An 18,354-nucleotide genomic window follows, 5' to 3' on the forward strand; every position below is an offset into this window, starting at 1 on the left:
GGACGCCGGGGTCGGATCATGCTTGACGCTCAACATTTGATGAGTATTAATTATACAAAAGTAATTGCGAGCGGTGCTCGCGCCTGCTCCGCCACCGGGACGAAGGCCCGGAGATTTCGGAACCGAAAAGCCAAGATCGTCATCAAAAAAAGGAGATTGAGATGCGTTGGGCGACCTATCAAACCGTTGACGCGCCGGGCGTCGACAAATTGGGCCTTGTGGACGGCGACGTCATACATGGCTACCGCGGGACCGGCGACCTGATCGCGCTCTTGGGCGACGACGGCGACCGTTTGCGGCAGGCGGCCCAGGAGGCGAAGAGCAATCCGCTGGAAACCGTCGACCTGGCCGCCGTCAAATTGCGGCCGCTCTTGTCCGCGCCGCCCTCGATCCGGGATTTCTCGTCCTTTCTCGAACATTATCGCACCAGCATCATCAATCTGGGTCAGGAGTTCAACGAGAAGCTGCTGACGCTGCCGATCTTCTATTATACCAACAACACCAACATGCTAGGCGACGGGGACGAGGTCAGCATTCCCGGTCATGCCCAGAGCATGGATTATGAGTTGGAAATCGCCTGCATCATCGGCAAGGCGGGCATCGATCTGACCCCGGAGGAGGCCGAGAGCCACATCGCGGGATATTGCATCCTAAACGACTGGAGCATCCGGGATCTTCTGGCGGAGGAACTGTCGCGCGCGCCGATGGCCGCCAAGGGCAAGGATGCCGGCATGGGGCTGGGCCCGTTCCTAGTGACGGCGGACGAACTGGAAGACCGGCGCAAGGGTCTGGGCTTCGACCTGAAGATGACGGCGACGGTCAACGGCCAAGAATATAGCAACAACAGTTGGGCGTCGATCAACTGGAGCTTCGGTGAAATGCTGTCCTATGCCTCGCGCAACGTCTGGCTGCGCCCGGGCGACGTGATCGGGGGCGGGACGGTCGGTCGCGGCTGCATTCTGGAGCTTGGCGGCACCTTCGGGCGCGACACCTATCCCTGGCTTCAGGAAGGCGACGAGGTGACGGTGGAGATCGAGCGGCTCGGCAAGATGACCAACCGGCTCAAGCGCGGCAAGCAGCCTTTCCCGCTCAAGGCGCGGACGATGGACATGCTGCCCGCCTGATCGCGGATGGCCCGACCGTGATGGGGGAGCAGGGTCGTCCTGCTCCCCTTTTTGCTGTCCGCGATCGGGACGGAGCCCGTCGCGGACGGTCGGTCGCACCCGTTCAGGCGGGTGCCTGATCCCGGACGGGATATTGGGGCAGGCAGAGGAACACGAAGGTGGCCAGCACCATCAGGACCGCGCCGCCGACCAGGGCGATGTCGTAGGAACGGGTCGCGTCGAAGATGAAACCGGCGACGGCGGGGCCGAACGCGGCGGACGCGGAAAAGCCCGAATACATGATCCCGTAGATGAGCCCATATTGGCGAAGCCCGAAATAGCGCGCCACCAGGAAGGAAACGAGGTCGACCTCCATGCCGAAGGACAGGCCGATCAGCACCGCCAGCACCGGCGCGGCAGGCAGGCCCAGCGACAGGAAAAGGACGCAACCCGCGGCGCTGCACAGCAATATGGTCGCGGCGATGTAGGGCGCATAGAGCCGATCGAGCAGGAAACCAACCAGGAGCCGCGCGCCGGCGCTCGACATGCCCACCAGCGCCGCATAGCCCGCCGCATCGGCGGCGGTGAGGCCGGTGTCGATCAGCATCGGGATCAGGCTGACGAGCAGGCCATAGCTCGCGAACGAGGCCAGGGAGCAGGCGAGGGCGATGGTCCAGAATGTCGGGCTGCGCAGGAAGGCGTAGGAGGTGCCGGATCGGCCCTGCGCCGGAGCGCTGGCAGTCCCGCCCGGCGTTCGGGGGAAGCCGAGCCAGGCGATGGGAAAGGCCGCCAACGCCAGCAAAGCGAGCATGGCATAGGACCATCGCCACCCCACACCCTGGATGACGGCGGTCGACAGGATGGGGAGCAGCGCCGCCGCAAAGCCCATGCCCGAGAACATGATGCCGAGCGCCATGCCCCGCCTGGCCGAAAATGTCTGGTTGACGGCGCGCGAATAGCTGACCGGCGCGGTCCCGCCGCCGACGACGACGGCCAAGACGAAGCAAGAATAGAAATAGGCCGGCGATCCCGGTGTCAGGGACAGGGCGATAAGGGCGCAGGCGAGGAAGGGGATAGAGAGCAGAACGAGGCGGCGTGTGCCGTATCGGTCCAGCAAGGTTCCCAGCGGCGGCGATACGAGCGCCTGGACTCCCGTCATGAACAGCAGGGCCAGGCCGATCTCTCCCCTGGTCCAGCCAAACTCGCGCGACAGGGGGATGATGAAGGTGCCAAAGCTCGCCGTCAGCAGCGACACCGCGCTGAAGGCGCTGCCGATCGTGACCGCCGACAATATCCGCCAATTTCGTCGGATTTCGGGCGCGTGCCGATCGCTTGCCGGGTCTGTCATGATTGCGTCATTCAGGACCGGATACCGGGCCTGCCCCCTTCAGCGTGAAATGGCCGTTGTCGATCACCACGGCATCGCGCTCGACCGCGATCGCCCGGAAATGGCCGCTGTTCCAGATTTCGGTCCGGATGGTTTCGCCCGGCAGCACAACGCCGGCGAAGCGCACATGGAAGCGGTGCAGCGCGGCGTCATCATAGCCGAGCACCGCCTGCAACAGCGCGCGGCAGACGATGCCCGCCGTGCACAATCCATGCAGGATGGGGCGTTCGAACCCCGCCTTTTTCGCGAAAGCGGGATCGGCGTGGAGCGGGTTGAGGTCGCCGTTCAGCCGGTAGAGCAGGGCCTGATCGGGTCGCGTGGCCAGGTCTACCACATGGTCGGGCGGGCCGTCGGGCGCTGCGGTCGCGGGCGGGGCCTGTTCGCTCTTACCGCCGAACCCCCCGGCGCCGCGCAGATAGACGGTGCGCAGCAGCCGGGCCAGGGCCTGGCCGCGATCGTCGCGCAGCATCGTTTCGGTGCGCATCAGCGCAGCCTTGCCCGGACCCTTGTCGATCAGATCGACGATCCTGGTGCTGCTCGCGACCGTCGCGTCGACCGCGATCGGGGCAAGCAGTTCCAGGCTCTGGTCGGCGTGCAGCACGCCCGACGCATCCAGGCTGGTCGCGGGATTGGCGAACCAGAAACCGGGATGGGCCAGGACGAAGGCCATGCTGGGGACGATCTTCATCGGACGGTTCACGTCGATGAAGGTCAGTTCGTCTTCATCCACGGGATCGCGCCCCATGCCGATCGACAGGGCATAGAGGGCCACGTCGCGCGGGCTCAGCGTCTGCCGCCCCTTGGGTATGTCGAATGCTAGCAGCTTTTCCGGGTCCAGTGGCATGGTCTGCCTTTCATGATGAGGGATGCATGTGGGCTGGGGCGCCTTGCGTCAGGGAAGTTCGAACAGGCCCGCCGCGCCCATGCCGCCCGCGATGCACATCGACACGACGGCATAGCGCACGCCCCTGCGCCGCCCTTCCAGAAGAGCATGACCGACCAGCCGGCTGCCGGTCATCGCGAAGGGATGACCCATGGCGATCGCGCCGCCGTCGACGTTGAGCCGGTCATCGTCGATCCCCAGCCGGTCGCGACAGTAGAGCAGCTGGGACGCGAAGGCTTCGTTGATTTCCCACAGGCCGATATCCTCGACGCGCAACCCCGCGCGGTCGAGCAGTTTGGGAATGGCGAAGACCGGCCCTATGCCCATTTCGTCCGGGCCGCATCCTGCCGTCTGAAATCCCCGATATATGCCCAGGATGGGCAGACCTTCCCGCTCGGCGGTGGCGCGGTCGGCCAGCATCTGGGCCGACGCGCCGTCCGAAAGCTGGCTGGCGTTGCCGGCGGTGATGAAGCGGCCTTCCTTCACCCGTCCGCCGCCCTGCCAGACGGGCTTGAGCTGGGACAGGCGTTCCTGGGTCGTTTCGGGACGCACCCCCTCATCCTCGGCCAGAAGGACATGCTCTTTGATCATTTCGCTCCGATCGGGTCCGGCGACGCGCCGTTCGACGGCGATCGGGACGATCTCCTCGGAAAGGCGGCCCGCCTGCATCGCGGCGGCGGCGCGCTGATGACTGAGCGCGGCATAATGATCCTGCGCGTCCCGGCTGACGCCGTAGCGTTCGGCGACGATCTCCGCCGTCTCGATCATCGCCATATAGGCGTCGGGCTCGGCGGCGATCACGGCCTGTGATTCCGAACGATAGGTCGGCCTGTGCTCGTTCAGGGTGAGCGAGATGGATTCGACGCCCCCGGACAAGGCAAAATCCATTTCGTCGCACTGGATGGATCGCGCCGCCAGCGCCAGGGTGGTGAGCCCGGACCCGCATTTGCGGTCCAGCGTGAAGGCGGAGACGCTTTGCGGCAGGCCGGCGGCGAAGGTCGCCATGCGCCCGATATTGTAGGACTGTGTGCCCCACTGGCTGGCGGCGCCGAAAAATATGTCGCCGATGCGCTCGGGGTCGACGCCGCTGCGCTCCACCGCCGCCTTCATGACATGGGCCGCGAGCAGCGGCGCCTCCGTGTCGTTGAACGCACCCTTATAGGCGCGGCCCACGGGGGTTCGGGCCGTGGATAGGATTACTGCTTCGCGCACGGCTGGCCTTTCATCGCGATGGGGGATCTGGGGGCGGGGCGGCATGGCGAGCGGGCGCATCGTCCCGCTCGCCGCGCGCGGCCGCGGCGTCACTTCGCCTGAAGCGCGCCTTCATAGGTGCCGTCGATCAGGATGAACGCGATCCGCGCCACCTGGTCGGTGCGGTTGCTCCAGGCATGGTTGGTGCCGCGCTGGACGCACACGTCCCCCGGCCGCAGGGTGACTTCGGAATCGTCCAGGACCAGGACGATCTCTCCTTCGATGACGACGCCATAATCGACGGTTTCGGTCCGGTGCATCAGCGGGTGGGGCTGGCTCTTTTCAAGGGCCGTCGTCGCGTCGGGCGTGCCCAGCGCGCTGAAATAGGTGGCGATCTTGTCAGGCTGCGACAGTTCGGGGATGTCGGGCGGGATGTCGGCTATGCGGATGCGGCATCCGTTGGCGACCGGCTGCATCTGATGCGGGCGGTCCATCGGATCCTTGTCGCTGCTGTTGATGGGAACGGGCATACCCTGCGTTTCCCAGACCTCGTAGGACCGCAATTCCTCCTGCACGGGCGAGGTGGCGTAATGGGGGCAATGGTCGTCGAACACGACCACCGCCTTGCCTGCGGCATCATGGCCGGTGACGATGCGACGGGGCGGCGCTTTCATCGGGATATCTCCTTGTCTTTTCTGCTGTCGATGGAAAAATCGGATTGCCTCAATATCGCGTGGACGCCCGCGCTGACGAAGACGATGAGGTTGCGATAGGCGGTCTCGAAATCGTCCGATCGCACGATCTGGCCCGACAGGCCGTTGATCCGGCCGCAGTCGGCGCCGGTATAGACCATGCCGCCGAGCAGAAATTGATACGCCCAGTAGAGCCGCTCGTCGGTGGACTGGGGGTAGGTCATGCGCATCGCATTCACGAAATATTTGGCCGTCGGATTGTAGAGCCTGCCCAGGGCGCCGGCCCATTCGCGCTGGACGGACAGTTTCGCGACCAGCTTGAGATAGTTCCGCCAGTCCTGATCGCGTATGGCGCGCGCGAACAGCGGTTCGAAGAAAGCCTGGACTAGCTCTTCGATCGGTGGCGCGCCCTTCGCCCGGCTGCGGCAATGTTCGAGCGTTTCGAGCCTGTCGTGATGCACCAGGTCCGCCCGCCGCGCGAGCACGGCATTGAACAGGTTGACCTTCGACCCGAAATGATGGCCGATCAGGGCCAGGTCCACCTGGGCCGACCGGGCGATCGACCGCAGCGACGTGTCGTTGAAACCCGTGGCGGCGAACAGCTTTTCCGCCGAATCCAGAATGCGTATCTTGCGCTCCGTATCCTGTCCCTCTTGCGCCGTTTCCGATCGCATCCTCGCCATTTGAACTCCTGCCCCCAGTAATGGCTCATCAAATGTTGACCAGATATACATTTGAATGTCCAGTTATCCGGTTCGGCAGAGGGGAGCGTCGCGGGGCGGCGGGGCAGGGGCGGGGCGATCAGGAGGCGCGCAGCAGATCGCGCGCCACGACCCAGCGGTGAATCTCGCTGGGGCCGTCATAGATGCGCATGAGCCGCACCTTGGCCGCCATCAGGTGCAACGGCATCTCCTTGCTCGCGCCCATCGCGCCGAACGCCTGCATGGCGTCGTCGACCACCTGGGTGGCCATGTCGGTCGCCTGATATTTGATCATCGACACGAGCGTGCTGACATCCTCCCCCTGGTCGAGGCGCCAGGCGATGTCGAAGGTGAGCAATCGGCAGGAACGGATGCCGGCGGCGGCATTGGCGATCCACCACTGGACCGCCTGCCTGTCGGCCAGCCGCTGGCCGAATGTCACGCGCTCCTTCACATGGGCGAGCATCATGTCCAGCGCGCGTTCGGCGATGCCGATGCACCAGCTGGCGATTTCCAGCCTGCGGGTGGCGAGGCGCGTCTGCATGGGGCCGAACCCCTGACCCTCGACGCCCAGCAAGGCGCTTTCGGGAACATCCACATCCTCATAGATCACTTCATAGGTGTAGGTTCCGCCGATCATCCGGATGGGGCTGCTCACGGCGATGCCGGGCAGGTCCTGGTCGACCAGGAAGGCGGAGATGGCGGGCCTGCCGTCGTCGGGCGACGATGTCAGCGCCATCAGGATCGTGAAATCCGCCTTGTTCGCCTTGCTGATCCAAATCTTCGTCCCGTTGATGCGCCAGCCGGCTTCCGTCCGCACCGCCCGCGTCCGCATCCGGCGCGGGTCGGACCCGGCATCCGGTTCGGATATGCCGATGGCGGATATCGTCTTGCCCTCGACATAGGGGGCGAGATAGCGGGCCTGCTGATCGGCGTCGGCCGCCGCCATCATCATCCGCAGGTTCGGGGAATCGGGCGGAAAGGTGTAGGGGACGACGGTCCTGCTCAATGCCATGTTGGTCGCGGCGATCACCGTGTGGGGCAGGTCGGAGCCGCCCAGTTCGACCGGGGCGTCCATGCCCCACAGGCCCAGTTCCTTCGCGCGGGCGTCGATGCGCGCCAGATCGTCGGCCGCCAGGATACATTCCTCCCCGCGCGCCTCCTTTTCCAATATCCCTGCCTCCAGCGGCATCAGCTCGTCCGCGACGAACCGTTCGACCAGGTCCACGATCTGCCGATATTCCTCGCTCAGTTCGAAATTCATTGGGGCTCCCCCGGAAAAGCTGAAAAATGCGGCGTGCGCCGCTCGCGCGAGGCGGCGACGCCCTCCGCGAAATCGGGCGAGGCGAACAGCAGGCGCTGGTGCGCCAGTTCCGCCTCCACCGCGGCCCGGAAATCCCGCCCGGCATCCTTCGACAGCAGCGTTCGCGTCGCGACCATCGCGGCGGGGGCGTTTTCCGCCAGTTCGGCGGCGAACGCCCCCGTCGCCTCGTGCAACCCCTCTCTGGGCGCGAGCCGGTCGATCAGGCCGATGTCCAGCGCCTCCTGCGCGTCGACCCGGCGGCCGGTGAGGAGAAGGTCTCTCGCCCGCTGCGCCCCCACCAGCCGGGGCAGCGTGTAACTGAGCCCAAAGCCGGGCGAGAGCGCGATCCGAACGAAATTGCCCTGGAACCAGCAGTCGCTGGCGCCGATGCGGAAATCGGCCGCCAGCGCCAGTCCCAGGCCCCCCCCTATGGCCGCGCCGTGAACGACGGCGACCAGCGGCTTGCGGCGGTCGATCAGCCGGGCGGCCGCCTGATAGATCGGCATTGGGTCGGGGCGATTGCCGCCGGAAAAATCGGCGCCGGCGCAAAAATTCTTCTGGTCCGATGTGAGCAGGCACAGCCGGACGCCGGGGTCCCTGTCGCACGCTTCGATCAGGTCCGCGATCTGCGTGATCATCGCTACGTCGAAGAAATTGTGCGGCGGCCGGGACAGGGTGATGGTGGCGACCGGCCCGTCCGTGCGGAAGGTCAGGGCGTCGCCGCTCATGGCACGGGCTCCTCGTCGCAGCCGATCTCCGCCAGAATCTCCCGCGTATGCTGGCCCAGCTCGGGCGCGTGGTGCCGGATTTCGAACGAGGACGCGCCATAGTTTACCGGCGATCGTATCGCCCGATAGGTCCCGCCCGCCGGATGTTCGACCGTGTCGAACAGATGGACGGCGCGGACGTGCGGGTCGTCATGGATATGTTCAAGGTCGATGACCGGCATACAGGGAATGTCGGCGGACTCGCAGAAGCCGACCCATTCGGCATTCGTCCAGCGCGGGGCTTCCTTGCGGACCTCGGCATAGAGTTCGCCGAAATGATCCTGGCGCGTTTCCAGCGTGCGGAACCGTTCGTCCGCCATCAGGTCGGCCCGCCCGGTGAAGGCGAAGAAATCCTGCCAGTTGCGGTCCGAATAGGGCAGGATGCAGCAATATCCGTCCGCCGTCGCGAAGGGGCGCCGCTCGGTGCTCCTGATCCGGGGGTAGCCCGGCCTGCCCCGGGGCGGGACGAAGGCCGCGCCGCCGAAATGCTCCACAAGGTTGAAGTCGATCGACACTTCCAGCATCGGCACTTCGATCGCCTGGCCCTCATTCGTGCGGAATTTGTGAACCAGCCCGGCCAATATGGCGTTCGCGGTCGCCTGTCCCACGATCTTGTCGCATATCACCGATGGGGCATAGGCGGGGGCGCCCGTCAGTTCCTGCGACAGCGCGGCAAAGCCGGAACCGGCTTGGATCATGTCGTCATAGGCGGGCTTGGACGCATAGGGGCCGTCCGCCCCGAAACCGTAGGCGGCGCAATAGATGATGTCGGGCTTGATCGCGCGGCAGCGGTCATAATCGAAGCCCAGCCGCTTCATCACGGGCGCACGCAGATTGTGCAGGATGACATCGGCCGTTTCGAGCAGGCGCTCCAGCGCCCGCTGACCATGGCGGCTCTTGAGATCGAGCACGATGGAGCGTTTGTTGCGGTTGAGATTGAGGAACATGCCGCTGATCGTGGGGGTCAGGTGCGGACGGTGCGCGCGGACGCTGTCGCCCGACGGTGCTTCGACCTTGATGACGTCGGCGCCCAGGTCGGCCAGGATGCGGCTGGCATAGGGGCCCATGATGACCGTGCTGAGATCGATGATGCGAACGCCATCCAATATGCCGCTCATGCCCGCCTCGAATTCCCAGATGTCGAGATCGCGTTGTTCAAAACTATCCTCGCCCTTTCGGCATGTTTAAAGCCTGAATATCATTGCCAAATGCAGCCGAAGCTTTAGGCGAGGCCCATGGTGGTGAACAGGGTTGCGGCCAAATAACAAAAATGTGTTTTCTTGGGTCGCCGCTTATCGGGCGCGCCGGTTGATGAGCTGTGCGACGGCTCTCTTCATGGCGCGGGCCGTGTCCGCGCTATGATATTCGACCTGGCCGATCCGGCCTGCCAGCGACAGGGCCATATGCTGCCATCCGCCGGTGATGTCGCGCGGCAACGGTATCCCGATCGCACCATTGTCTTCATGGACCAGCCCCTTGGAAATGAAGTGTCCGTCGGATCTGGCGGTGTTCACCCGCTCCATCACCTCAGCCAGCGAAAGGGTGGCGAGCGCGGGATCGCCTTCAGCCTTCGTGCGATGCACCAACATGCGGATGTCGGTGTCGGTAATGTCCGTGAGCAGAGCGATGCCTGCTGCGCTGCGAACTGCGTAGCGGCGCACGTTGAGGGCTATATGCACGTCGCCGGGCTTGCGGTTCTGCACGACGTGAAGATAGCGTACGAAGATGCCCGCGCGGGACGTGAGGCAGGCGGCCAGTCCGCTGGCAGCCGCCAGATCCTCCAGCATATCGAGTATCGACCCGTCCCGGAAATATCCCGTGTCCCGCCACGTCGCCAGAACGGCGGTCCGCAAGGACGGAAGATAGGCTTTCGTCGCCGCCTCGAAATCCAGATATCCCAGTTTCACCAAGCTCTTGAGCAGGGCGGCCGTCGAGGATTGCGGGAAGTTGAGACGGCCCGATATCTCGTTCGCCCTGGCCGGGCGACGTATCTCGTCGAAAAATTCCATGATGCGCAACGTGCGCGCCGCCGATTTGACGGCTTCGGGTGATGCCCCGATATCCTGAAGCATCGGAATGTCGGACCAGGATGAAAGCTTTGTCATGGCGTTGCCCAGTCGGAACGTTCCCTAAGGGAGGTGGATGGAAAGTTCGGCCTCGCCCAGGCGCAGGGACAGATATCGCGACGGTTGCGAGCGGATGTGATCGACATAGGCCGACGCCATGTCGGCATTGTCGGCGACGATCAGCGCGCCTGGCCTCAGCCGCTCCCTGACCAGAGCCAATATGTCGAGATACAAGCCCTTCGCCCCGTCCAGGAACAGAAGGTCGATGCTCCCGGGCAGGTCCCGCCCCAGCGTGTCGAGCGCATCCCCTTCGCGAATGTCCACCAGATCGAGCAGGCCGGCGGCGTCGATGTTGGCGCGGCCGCGCGCGACCTTGGACGGTTCAAATTCGCTCGTGATCAGCCGCCCGCCGCCATTGTCGCGCAGGGCGGAGGCAAGGTAGATCGTCGAAATGCCGAACGACATGCCGAATTCCACGATCGACGTCGCCCGCGTCGCGTGCGCGAGCATGTAGAGCAGCGTCCCGTCCTCTCGGGAGACGGGCAGGGCGACATCCTTCATCCGCCGGTAGAAGTCGACATAGCCCGTGCGGCTGCCGAGGAGAGCGGCCTGTTCTTCCCCCGACAGGCGCGAAAATTCCTCCCGCACGGGGGCCATGCCGGCCTCTGCTTCCTCGAACAGCCGGTCGAGCAGCGCGGCGACGGGTGCCTGGTTCAGGATCGACATGCCCGCCTCCGCCGTCAGCCGCGTTCCGCCGCCAGCCGCTCGGCCGCCAGCCTGATCCCGGCGACGATGCTCCTGTAGCCGGTGCAGCGGCACAGATTGCCCGACAGGGCTTCGCGAATCTCGGTCTCGTCGGGGGTCGCATTCTCCGCCAGAAGCTCGACGGCGGTCAGCACCATTCCCGGTGCGCAAAAGCCGCACTGGAACGAGCCCGCGTCGCGAAATGCCTGCTGGATGACGCTGAGCGTACCGTCAGCGTCGGCCAGCCCCTCGATCGTGGTGATCTTCGTTCCGCCCACCGTGCCGGCCATCGTCAGACAGGATTTGGCGACCTTGCCGTCGATCAGCACGGTGCAGGCGCCGCAATGGCCGGTCATGCAGCCCATATGCGTGCCCGTCAGCCCCTGGCCTTCGCGCAGGAAGGTGAGCAGCGACATGGCGGGCGGCACCAGTTCCTCGCATAAGGTCCCATTGATCCGGCCGCGCAGCAGGACGACGTCTTCGAACATTTCCTCGGCGTCAGACATCACAGGCCTCCCATCGCTTGGTGTTCCGGCTGTTTCGACAGGGCGATCGCCCGCTCGACGGCGCGCCGCGCGCAGACGCCGGCCATCGCCGTGCGATATGCGCCGTCGCCCCGCTGGTCGGAAATCGGCTCGCGCACGCAGCCGCGGGCGATGTCCTCGACGCGCAGCAGCATGTCCCGGTCGGCGGGCGCGCCATGCAGCGGGGCAAGGGCCGCGCTGATGTCGCGGGGCAGCGCCTCCACCGATCCCACGACGACGCGGATGTCGGTCAGGCAGCCGCTCTCGTCCAGTTCGACCAGCGCCGCCGCCGTGGCGGAGGCATAGGCGCCATGCGTGTTCTTCAGCTTGTAATAGCCCCAGTTCGCATTGCGGGATGCGTGCGGCACGATGATGCGGGTCAATATGGCTTCGCTGCCCAGGCCGTGGTCGGTGCTGCGCAGCAGTTCGCCCACACCCAGGTCGCGCACCGCCCCGTCGCGCGCGATCCTGAGCGAGGCGTCCATGGCGAGAAGGGCGGGGATCGTGTCGTACAGCGGGTGCATGGACACGATGTTGCCGCCGATCGTGCCCCGGTTCCGGACCTGCCAGCCGCCGCCGATCTGCGCGACCGCATGGGCCAGGAGCGGCGCGTGCCGGTTGACATGGGGGTCGCGTTCGATGTCCCGGTGCGCGCACAGCGCGCCGATGGACAGCGCGTCCTCGCCGGGCTCGATGCCCTTCAATTCCTTGAGCCCGTTGATGTCGACCAGCACGCTGGGCACGAACACATTGTAGTTGAGTTCGGGCATCAGTTCCTGGCCGCCCGCGATGATGGACGCGCCCGGACCCAGGCTGGCCAGCAGGGCGGTCGCCGCCTCCACATTGCGCGGGCGGGCATATTGCACGCCGATCATGCCGCTTCTCCCCTCGTGGCGTCGGATGCCCGCCGCGCCTCGTCGATCGCTTTCCAGACCGCCGCCGAGGTTACGGGAAATTCGCAGATTTCCGCGCCCAGCGGCGACAGGGCGTCGTTCACCGCGTTGAAGATGGCGGAGAAGGTGCCGCCCACGCCGGATTCGCCCGCGCCCTTCGCGCCATGGGGCGTATGCGGGCTGGGACAGTCATGATGCAGGATATGCAGCGGTGGCATGTCGAGCGCGCGCGGCATGACATAGTCGGCGAAGGATCGGGTGAGCAGCCGCCCGCCCTCGCCATAGAGTTGCTGTTCGCTCAATATGCCGCCCAGACCCATCGCGATGGCGCCGCTGATCTGGCCTTCGACCAGAAGGGGATTGATCACCTTCCCGCAATCATGGGCCGTCGCGAAATCGAGCATGGTGACGGCGCCGGTATCGGGATCGACCTCCACCACGGCGATGTAGGCGCCGTTGGAAAATGTCGCGTAACCGTTCATCCGCCCCTTTTCGTCGGGATTGTGGTTGAGCGAGGCCGAGCGGCAGGTGCCGGTGGCTTCGAGCGGTGGCGTGATGAAGGAAGCGATGTCGTCATTATTGTGCGTGTGCGCGGCCCAACTGACCTCGCCGATCGACAGCTTCCTGTTGGTGGTCGGCGCGGTGAACATGCCGTCCTCGATGCGCAGGTCGGATTGCGGCACGTCCATCATGCGCGCGGCCACCTGGGACAGCATGTCGCGCACCTTGGCGGCGGCCATGACGGCGGCGCCGCCGCCCAACACCAGGCTGCGGCTGCTGTAATTGCCCGCGCCGAAGGGCGTGGTTTCCGTGTCCCCCTGAACGACGCGCACCTGGTCGATATGGACGCCCATCTCGTCGGCGACCATCTGCGCGATGCCGGTGGCGTTGCCGGTGCCCGGATCGGTGACGCCGGTGGCGACGGTCACATGCCCGCTGGCGTCGATCTTCACCGTGGCGGTGTCGTAGCCGATCGCCAGAGTGCCCGGCATGGTGCCCCCCTCCGGGCACACCTCATAGGCGATGCCGATCCCCAGATGGCGGCCCTCGCGGCGCAACTGGGCCTGGCGTTCGCGCAGCGCCCGATACTGTACCGCATCCAGCGCCTTGGTCAGCGCGCCCGCATAGTCGCCGGAATCGAGGATGACGCCCGTCGGGCTCTTGATGGGAAACTGGTCGGACGGGATGAAATTGCGCATCCTGATTTCGGCCGGATCGATGTCCAGCTCGCGCGCGGCCTTGTCCATCATATATTCGAGCGCCGCCGCTGCCGCTTCCTTGCCGTAGCCGCGGGCGGAGTTCCACGGCGCCTTGTTCGACACGGCGACGCTGATGTTCATGTCCAGATTGGAGACCGCATAGGGGCCGGGCATCGTCACGCCCGTCACCAAGCACATGCACCATCCCAGGTTCGGCGCGGGCGCACCGATATTCGCGCGGACATGGTCGCGAATGGCCAGGATGCGGCCGTCGCTGCGAAAGGCCATCTCGACATCGTGGGTCTGTTCGCGGCTGCCGAACATCAGGCATTCCTCGCGCGTTTCGACCCATTTGACGGGCTTGCGCGTCCGGCGCGCCAGTTCGCACAGCAGCACCTCCTCAGGATGGATGTGCATCTTCAGGCCGAAGCTGCCGCCATTGAGGGGCGCGATCACGCGTATGCGGTTTTCCGCCATGCGCAACGCCCTGGACAGGAAATAGCGCAGGCTGTGGGGAGACTGGGTCGTGCTGTACAGCGTGACCATCTCGTCCTCGCCGTTCCACAGGGCGTTATAGACGCGCGTCTCGATCGGCTGGGTCGAATAGCGGTGGATGTCGATGCTGCCCCGGACCACATGGTCGGCCGCCTCGAAGGCCTGGGCGCAGTCGCCGTCTCCCATCGGCATGGCCACCAGGATGTTGTCGTCCCATCCGGGCACGACGCGCGGCGCGTCGGGCGCCATGGCGTCCTGCGTCGTGATGACGGGCTTGTGGACCTTGTAGTCGATCTGGACACGGGCGGCCGCTTCGATCGCGCTGTCCCTGTCCTGGGCTACGATGACGGCGACGGCCTGTCCTTCATAGCCGACATGCTCGCGCGCCAGGCAGTGATGCGCGACATGCTTGCCGCCGACCAGCACCGGGTCGCAGGGATGCGGGATGGCGTCCATGGTCCGCGCCGCATCCTCTCCGTCGATCGCCAGCACGACGCCGTGAATCCGCTTCGCGCCGGACAGGTCTATCGACCTGATCGTGGCCGACGCGTGAGGGCTGCGGATGAAATGCGCGTACAGCTGGCCGGGAAAGACATAGTCGTCAGCATATCTGACCTGCCCGGAAACCTGGGCGGCGCCCCGCCGGTTGGGTTCCGCCTTGCCGACATAGGATGAGTGGCCGGTATCGGCTTGCATCACATTCTCCCGTATAACCAGAATGTTATGTTGTACGTTCACGAACCCGTCGCCGGGGGAGGCGGCGGGCCGGTGCGGCGGTTGGCGACCGAAGTCACGGGCCGCGCGCCGCAACCGTCTATATCACGATGAATTATTATTCAACATCTGATGAGTAAGGCTTCCGACCCGTGCCGTCCGTGAGCATGGGGAGCGGGCGGATCCGTGCAGTCGGCCCGTGCCGCGCCCGTCGTCAGTCCTCCAGAATCGCCCGTATGCCGGCGCTGGTGAAGGTGACGAGATGGTCATAGGCGGTGGAGAAATTGCCCGACTGCACTAGCCCGTCGGACAATTTGTCGATGCGGCCGCTATCTGCGCCTGTGAACACCATGCTGCCCAGCAGGAAATGATAGGCCCAGTATAATTTCTCCTCGGACGCTTCGGTGTAGACCATGCGCATCGCGTTGATGAAATATTTTGCCGTCGGATTGTAGAGCGCCGCGAGCATTTCGACCCATTCCTTTTCCACGCTGAGCCGGGCGACGAGGCGCAGATAGTTCCGCCATTCCGGGCTGGACTGCGCGCGTCCGAACAGCGGATGGAGAAAGGCGGCGACCAAATCCTCGATCGGCGGCGCGCCCTTGGCTCTGGTCCTGCAATCCTCCAGCGCCTCCAGCCGGTCGCGGTGGACGATGTCGGCCCGCCGGGCGATCACCGCCTCGAACAGCTTTTGCTTGGACCCGAAATGATGGTTGATGAGCGCCAGGTCGACTTCCGCCGCAGTGGAGATGGACCGGAGCGGGGTTCCCGCGAAGCCGTCGCGGGCAAAGAGCTGTTCCGCGGCATCGAAGATGCGTCGACGCTTGTCGGTGTCGCTGCCGCGCGACGTGGAGCGAACTGCGTTGACTTTGGCCATCTACAATCTCATATCCTAACAATGACTCATCAATTGTTGAGCGATTCATCCTTGGGTGAATGGTAGATGAGGTTGTCGTCCAGGAAAAGGGGCAAGGAGAGGACATGGAATTAGGGTTGAAGGACCGTCTGGCGATCGTGACAGGGGGAAGCCGGGGCATCGGCTTCGCCGTCGCATCCATGCTCGCGCGCGAAGGCGGCGACGTCGCCATCCTGTCGCGTCACGCGGACGAGGCGTCCGATCTGTGCGCCTGCCTGTCCGACGAGACGGGCAGGACGGTGCGGCCCTATGCCTGTGACACGGGCGACGACGGACGGGTTTCGGCGGTGGTCGACGCAATCGCCGGGGATTTCGGACGCATCGACATTCTGGTCAACGGCGCTTCGCTGCCGGGCGGCGGTGGCGGCTTTCGTCCGTTGGCGCAGATCGATACGGACGACGTGCTGACCGACCTGAACGTCAAGGTCATGGGCTATCTGCGGATGGCGCGCCAGGTCGCGCCCCATATGGTCGCCCGCAAATGGGGGCGGATCGTCAATATCGGCGGCATGGCGGTGCATCACACCGGATCGACCGAGGGCAGCATCCGCTGCGCGGCGGTGGGCGCCTTCACCAAGAATCTGGCCGACGAACTGGGTCCGGACGGCGTGACGGTGAATGCGATCCATCCCGGTCCCACCCTGACCGAGCGGTCGCGCGACGTGGTCGCGAAGATGGCGGCCGCGCAGGGCAAGACGGAAGCCGAGATCGAGCGGCAATTCGCCGCCACCAGCGTGCTGGGCCGTTTCGTCACGCCCGACGAGGTCGCGACGGTCGTCGCCTTCCTCGTCTCTGCCGGGTCGGCCGTGGTCAACGGCGAGTCGCTCGAACTGGCCGGCGGCACGCGGGGCGTCATCAGATATTGAAGGGACGGCTGGCGCGGCATGACCGATACGGAAGCCTTGTTCACCCCGCTCGCCATTGGCGGCGTCACTATCAAGAACAGGGTGGTGATGGGGCCGATGGCGCTGCTGGACGCGCATCCGCCCGGATATGCCAGCGAGCAGACGCGCGCGGCCTATGCGGCGCGCGCCGCCGGCGGGGTCGGCCTGATCGTCACGGGGGGCACGGTGGCGACGCGCTGGGCCTGGGAATCCGCACCCTTCGCGCCCGTCATGCGCTTCGACACGCCCGAGACGCTGCCCAGCCTGAGCGAGCTCACCGAAACGGTGCACCGGCATGACGTAAAGATTTTCGCGCAACTCATGCAGGGCTATGGTCGTGGCGGATCGTCGCGAATGAGGGGCGTGCAGTCCGTGGCGGCGAGCGCAGTCCCGCTCGTCGCGCAAAAGGGTTTCGGCATAGAGGGCTATACCGATCCCTATGTCGGCGAAACGCCGCGCGCGCTTCCCGTCGCGGAAATCCGGGAGATCGAGGCCGCGATGGGGGTTGCCGCGCGTCATGCCGTGCGCGCCGGCTTCGACGGGGTCGAAATTCCCTGCTTCGTGGGTTATCTGGCGGCGGGCTTCTTCTCGCCGCTGCTGAACCGGCGCGAGGATGAATATGGCGGCTCGTTCGACAATCGCTCCCGCTTCATCATCAACAATGTGCGGTCGGTGCGCGCTGCCATAGGCCCCGACATTCCCGTCGGCGTCCGGCTGACGTGCAGCGACCATGTGCCGGGCGGCATCGAATTGGAGGAGGCGCTGCAGCTGGCGCAGCGGCTCGAAAGCGAAGGCGTCGACTATCTGTCGCTGTTCATGGGCAGTTACGAGGTGATGGAAATCGCCGCTTCGCAGCGCGACAACCTGTTCGAGGACCATGGCTATGCCCAGGCGTTCAAGGCGGCTGTGAAGATCCCCATCATGGTTCCGGGGATGCACGATCCGCGCAATGCCGCCCGTGCCGTCGCAGCGGGGCATGTCGACTTCGCCGTCGTCACCCGGCCTCTGCTGGCGGATCCAGAATGGGCCAACAAGGCCCGCCGGGGAGAGGTGGAGAGCATCACGCCGTGCGACCGCAGCAATTTTTGCGTCACCCGCTTGCTCGGCGGCCTACCGGTGCGCTGCCATCGCAATCCCCGGATGGGGTGGGAGCGCGATGGAGTAAGGGCGGGCGGTCCCGTATGACGGGCCGGCAAAAGCATAAAGACCGATAGCGACACAGAGGAGAGTTTATGGAAGGTGCACCCCGCAGAATCGTCACGGGCCATAACAGCGAGGGCCGGGCCGTAATTTCCTGGGAAGATCGGTGCGTCACCTGCGTCACGTCGCCGGTGCAGCCGGAGCTGCGATCCTGGGAGATATGGCGCACGCCGCAGCTGCCGGTCGAGATCGGCAACGAGCCCGATCCGACCGCCCGCCCGTTCGAGTTCGATCCGTCGCCCGGCGGCGCCGTCATCCGCATGGCGGTGATCCCGCCCGACACGCCCGACCTGTATGATCCGGCCAAGATCACCGAATATTTCGAGAGTATCGGCGCCGCGCATCACACCACCACGACCGAGCATCAGGCGCAGCCGCATCCACACATGCACCGCACGGGGACGGTCGATTTCGGCATCGTCATCGAAGGGCATCTGACGCTGATCTTGGACGAGGGCGAAGTCACGGTCGGTCCGGGCGATGTCGTCGTACAGCGGGGCACCAATCATGCCTGGTCCAACCGTACCGACCAGGCCGTGCGGATCGCCTTCGTCCTGCTCGACGGACGGTTCGGGCCGGAATCGGGGGGATAGACGCCAGGGGGCGGATCGCCCCGCCATACCGGAATCGTGCCCCAGGCCGCAGGAAACCGCATCTCTGAAGTCAACAGATGTTGAGCCATTAAACATCAT

At 65.3% G+C, this 18,354-nt stretch carries 18 protein-coding genes; 4 read left to right on the top strand and 14 right to left on the bottom strand.

Going from position 1 to position 18,354, the window contains the following annotated elements:
• Positions 1-161 precede the first annotated feature (161 nt).
• Positions 162-1,124 carry a fumarylacetoacetate hydrolase family protein gene (locus TZ53_RS11015; RefSeq protein WP_044661295.1) on the top strand — a complete coding sequence of 321 codons (963 nt, stop codon included), beginning with the start codon at positions 162-164 and terminating at the stop codon, positions 1,122-1,124.
• Between the two features lie 103 nt (positions 1,125-1,227).
• Here TZ53_RS11015 and TZ53_RS11020 read toward each other — a convergent pair whose 3' ends face one another.
• From TZ53_RS11020 to TZ53_RS11085, 14 genes are all read right to left on the bottom strand, one after another.
• Positions 1,228-2,451 (bottom strand): MFS transporter, encoded by a 1,224-nt coding sequence (locus tag TZ53_RS11020; RefSeq protein ID WP_044661296.1) that lies wholly within the window; start codon positions 2,449-2,451, stop codon positions 1,228-1,230.
• Positions 2,452-2,458: 7 nt separating this feature from the next.
• Complete coding sequence (locus TZ53_RS11025) at positions 2,459-3,334, bottom strand: MaoC/PaaZ C-terminal domain-containing protein (RefSeq protein WP_044661297.1); 876 nt, start codon at positions 3,332-3,334, stop codon at positions 2,459-2,461.
• Positions 3,335-3,382: 48 nt separating this feature from the next.
• Positions 3,383-4,585 (bottom strand): thiolase family protein, encoded by a 1,203-nt coding sequence (locus TZ53_RS11030; protein WP_044662987.1) that lies wholly within the window; start codon positions 4,583-4,585, stop codon positions 3,383-3,385.
• An 89-nt stretch (positions 4,586-4,674) separates the two neighbouring features.
• Positions 4,675-5,238 carry a cupin domain-containing protein gene (locus TZ53_RS11035; RefSeq protein ID WP_044661298.1) on the bottom strand — a complete coding sequence of 188 codons (564 nt, stop codon included), beginning with the start codon at positions 5,236-5,238 and terminating at the stop codon, positions 4,675-4,677.
• Positions 5,235-5,939: a TetR/AcrR family transcriptional regulator gene (locus tag TZ53_RS11040; protein ID WP_052628183.1), complete on the bottom strand. Its 705-nt coding sequence runs from the start codon at positions 5,937-5,939 to the stop codon at positions 5,235-5,237. The genes TZ53_RS11035 and TZ53_RS11040 overlap by 4 nt, the downstream gene beginning before the upstream one ends.
• A 118-nt stretch (positions 5,940-6,057) precedes the next feature.
• The gene (locus TZ53_RS11045; protein WP_044661299.1) at positions 6,058-7,221 is read right to left on the bottom strand and encodes an acyl-CoA dehydrogenase family protein; all 1,164 of its coding nucleotides are present in this window, start codon (positions 7,219-7,221) and stop codon (positions 6,058-6,060) included.
• Positions 7,218-7,988, bottom strand: a complete 771-nt coding sequence (locus TZ53_RS11050) for an enoyl-CoA hydratase/isomerase family protein (protein WP_044661300.1) — start codon at positions 7,986-7,988, stop codon at positions 7,218-7,220. Before TZ53_RS11050 ends, TZ53_RS11045 begins: the two co-directional genes overlap by 4 nt.
• Positions 7,985-9,145 carry a CaiB/BaiF CoA transferase family protein gene (locus TZ53_RS11055; protein WP_044661301.1) on the bottom strand — a complete coding sequence of 387 codons (1,161 nt, stop codon included), beginning with the start codon at positions 9,143-9,145 and terminating at the stop codon, positions 7,985-7,987. Before TZ53_RS11055 ends, TZ53_RS11050 begins: the two co-directional genes overlap by 4 nt.
• Positions 9,146-9,319: 174 nt before the next feature.
• The gene (locus TZ53_RS11060) at positions 9,320-10,132 is read right to left on the bottom strand and encodes an IclR family transcriptional regulator (protein WP_084694365.1); all 813 of its coding nucleotides are present in this window, start codon (positions 10,130-10,132) and stop codon (positions 9,320-9,322) included.
• A 24-nt stretch (positions 10,133-10,156) separates the two neighbouring features.
• Positions 10,157-10,819, bottom strand: coding sequence for an O-methyltransferase (locus TZ53_RS11065; protein ID WP_044661303.1), 663 nt, complete (start codon positions 10,817-10,819; stop codon positions 10,157-10,159).
• Between the two features lie 14 nt (positions 10,820-10,833).
• The gene (locus tag TZ53_RS11070; RefSeq protein ID WP_044661304.1) at positions 10,834-11,343 is read right to left on the bottom strand and encodes a (2Fe-2S)-binding protein; all 510 of its coding nucleotides are present in this window, start codon (positions 11,341-11,343) and stop codon (positions 10,834-10,836) included.
• Positions 11,343-12,236, bottom strand: a complete 894-nt coding sequence (locus tag TZ53_RS25665) for an FAD binding domain-containing protein (RefSeq protein ID WP_052628184.1) — start codon at positions 12,234-12,236, stop codon at positions 11,343-11,345. The genes TZ53_RS11070 and TZ53_RS25665 overlap by 1 nt, the downstream gene beginning before the upstream one ends.
• Entirely contained in the window at positions 12,233-14,644 is a 2,412-nt protein-coding gene (locus tag TZ53_RS11080) for a xanthine dehydrogenase family protein molybdopterin-binding subunit (RefSeq protein ID WP_044661305.1), read from the bottom strand. Before TZ53_RS11080 ends, TZ53_RS25665 begins: the two co-directional genes overlap by 4 nt.
• A gap of 232 nt (positions 14,645-14,876) precedes the next feature.
• Positions 14,877-15,539 carry a TetR/AcrR family transcriptional regulator gene (locus tag TZ53_RS11085; protein ID WP_044661306.1) on the bottom strand — a complete coding sequence of 221 codons (663 nt, stop codon included), beginning with the start codon at positions 15,537-15,539 and terminating at the stop codon, positions 14,877-14,879.
• A gap of 104 nt (positions 15,540-15,643) precedes the next feature.
• Here TZ53_RS11085 and TZ53_RS11090 point away from each other — a divergent pair, with 104 nt between their 5' ends.
• Genes TZ53_RS11090 through TZ53_RS11100 form a run of 3 tightly spaced genes read left to right on the top strand, consistent with a single transcriptional unit; the run spans position 15,644 to position 18,255 of the window.
• Complete coding sequence (locus tag TZ53_RS11090) at positions 15,644-16,444, top strand: SDR family NAD(P)-dependent oxidoreductase (protein ID WP_044661307.1); 801 nt, start codon at positions 15,644-15,646, stop codon at positions 16,442-16,444.
• Positions 16,445-16,462: 18 nt separating this feature from the next.
• Entirely contained in the window at positions 16,463-17,647 is a 1,185-nt protein-coding gene (locus TZ53_RS11095; protein WP_052628185.1) for an oxidoreductase, read from the top strand.
• A 47-nt stretch (positions 17,648-17,694) separates the two neighbouring features.
• Positions 17,695-18,255 (top strand): cupin domain-containing protein, encoded by a 561-nt coding sequence (locus TZ53_RS11100; protein ID WP_044661308.1) that lies wholly within the window; start codon positions 17,695-17,697, stop codon positions 18,253-18,255.
• Positions 18,256-18,354 lie beyond the last annotated feature (99 nt).

Origin of the sequence: Sphingobium sp. YBL2 (assembly GCF_000943805.1) — a bacterium.
GTDB lineage: Bacteria > Pseudomonadota > Alphaproteobacteria > Sphingomonadales > Sphingomonadaceae > Sphingobium > Sphingobium fuliginis.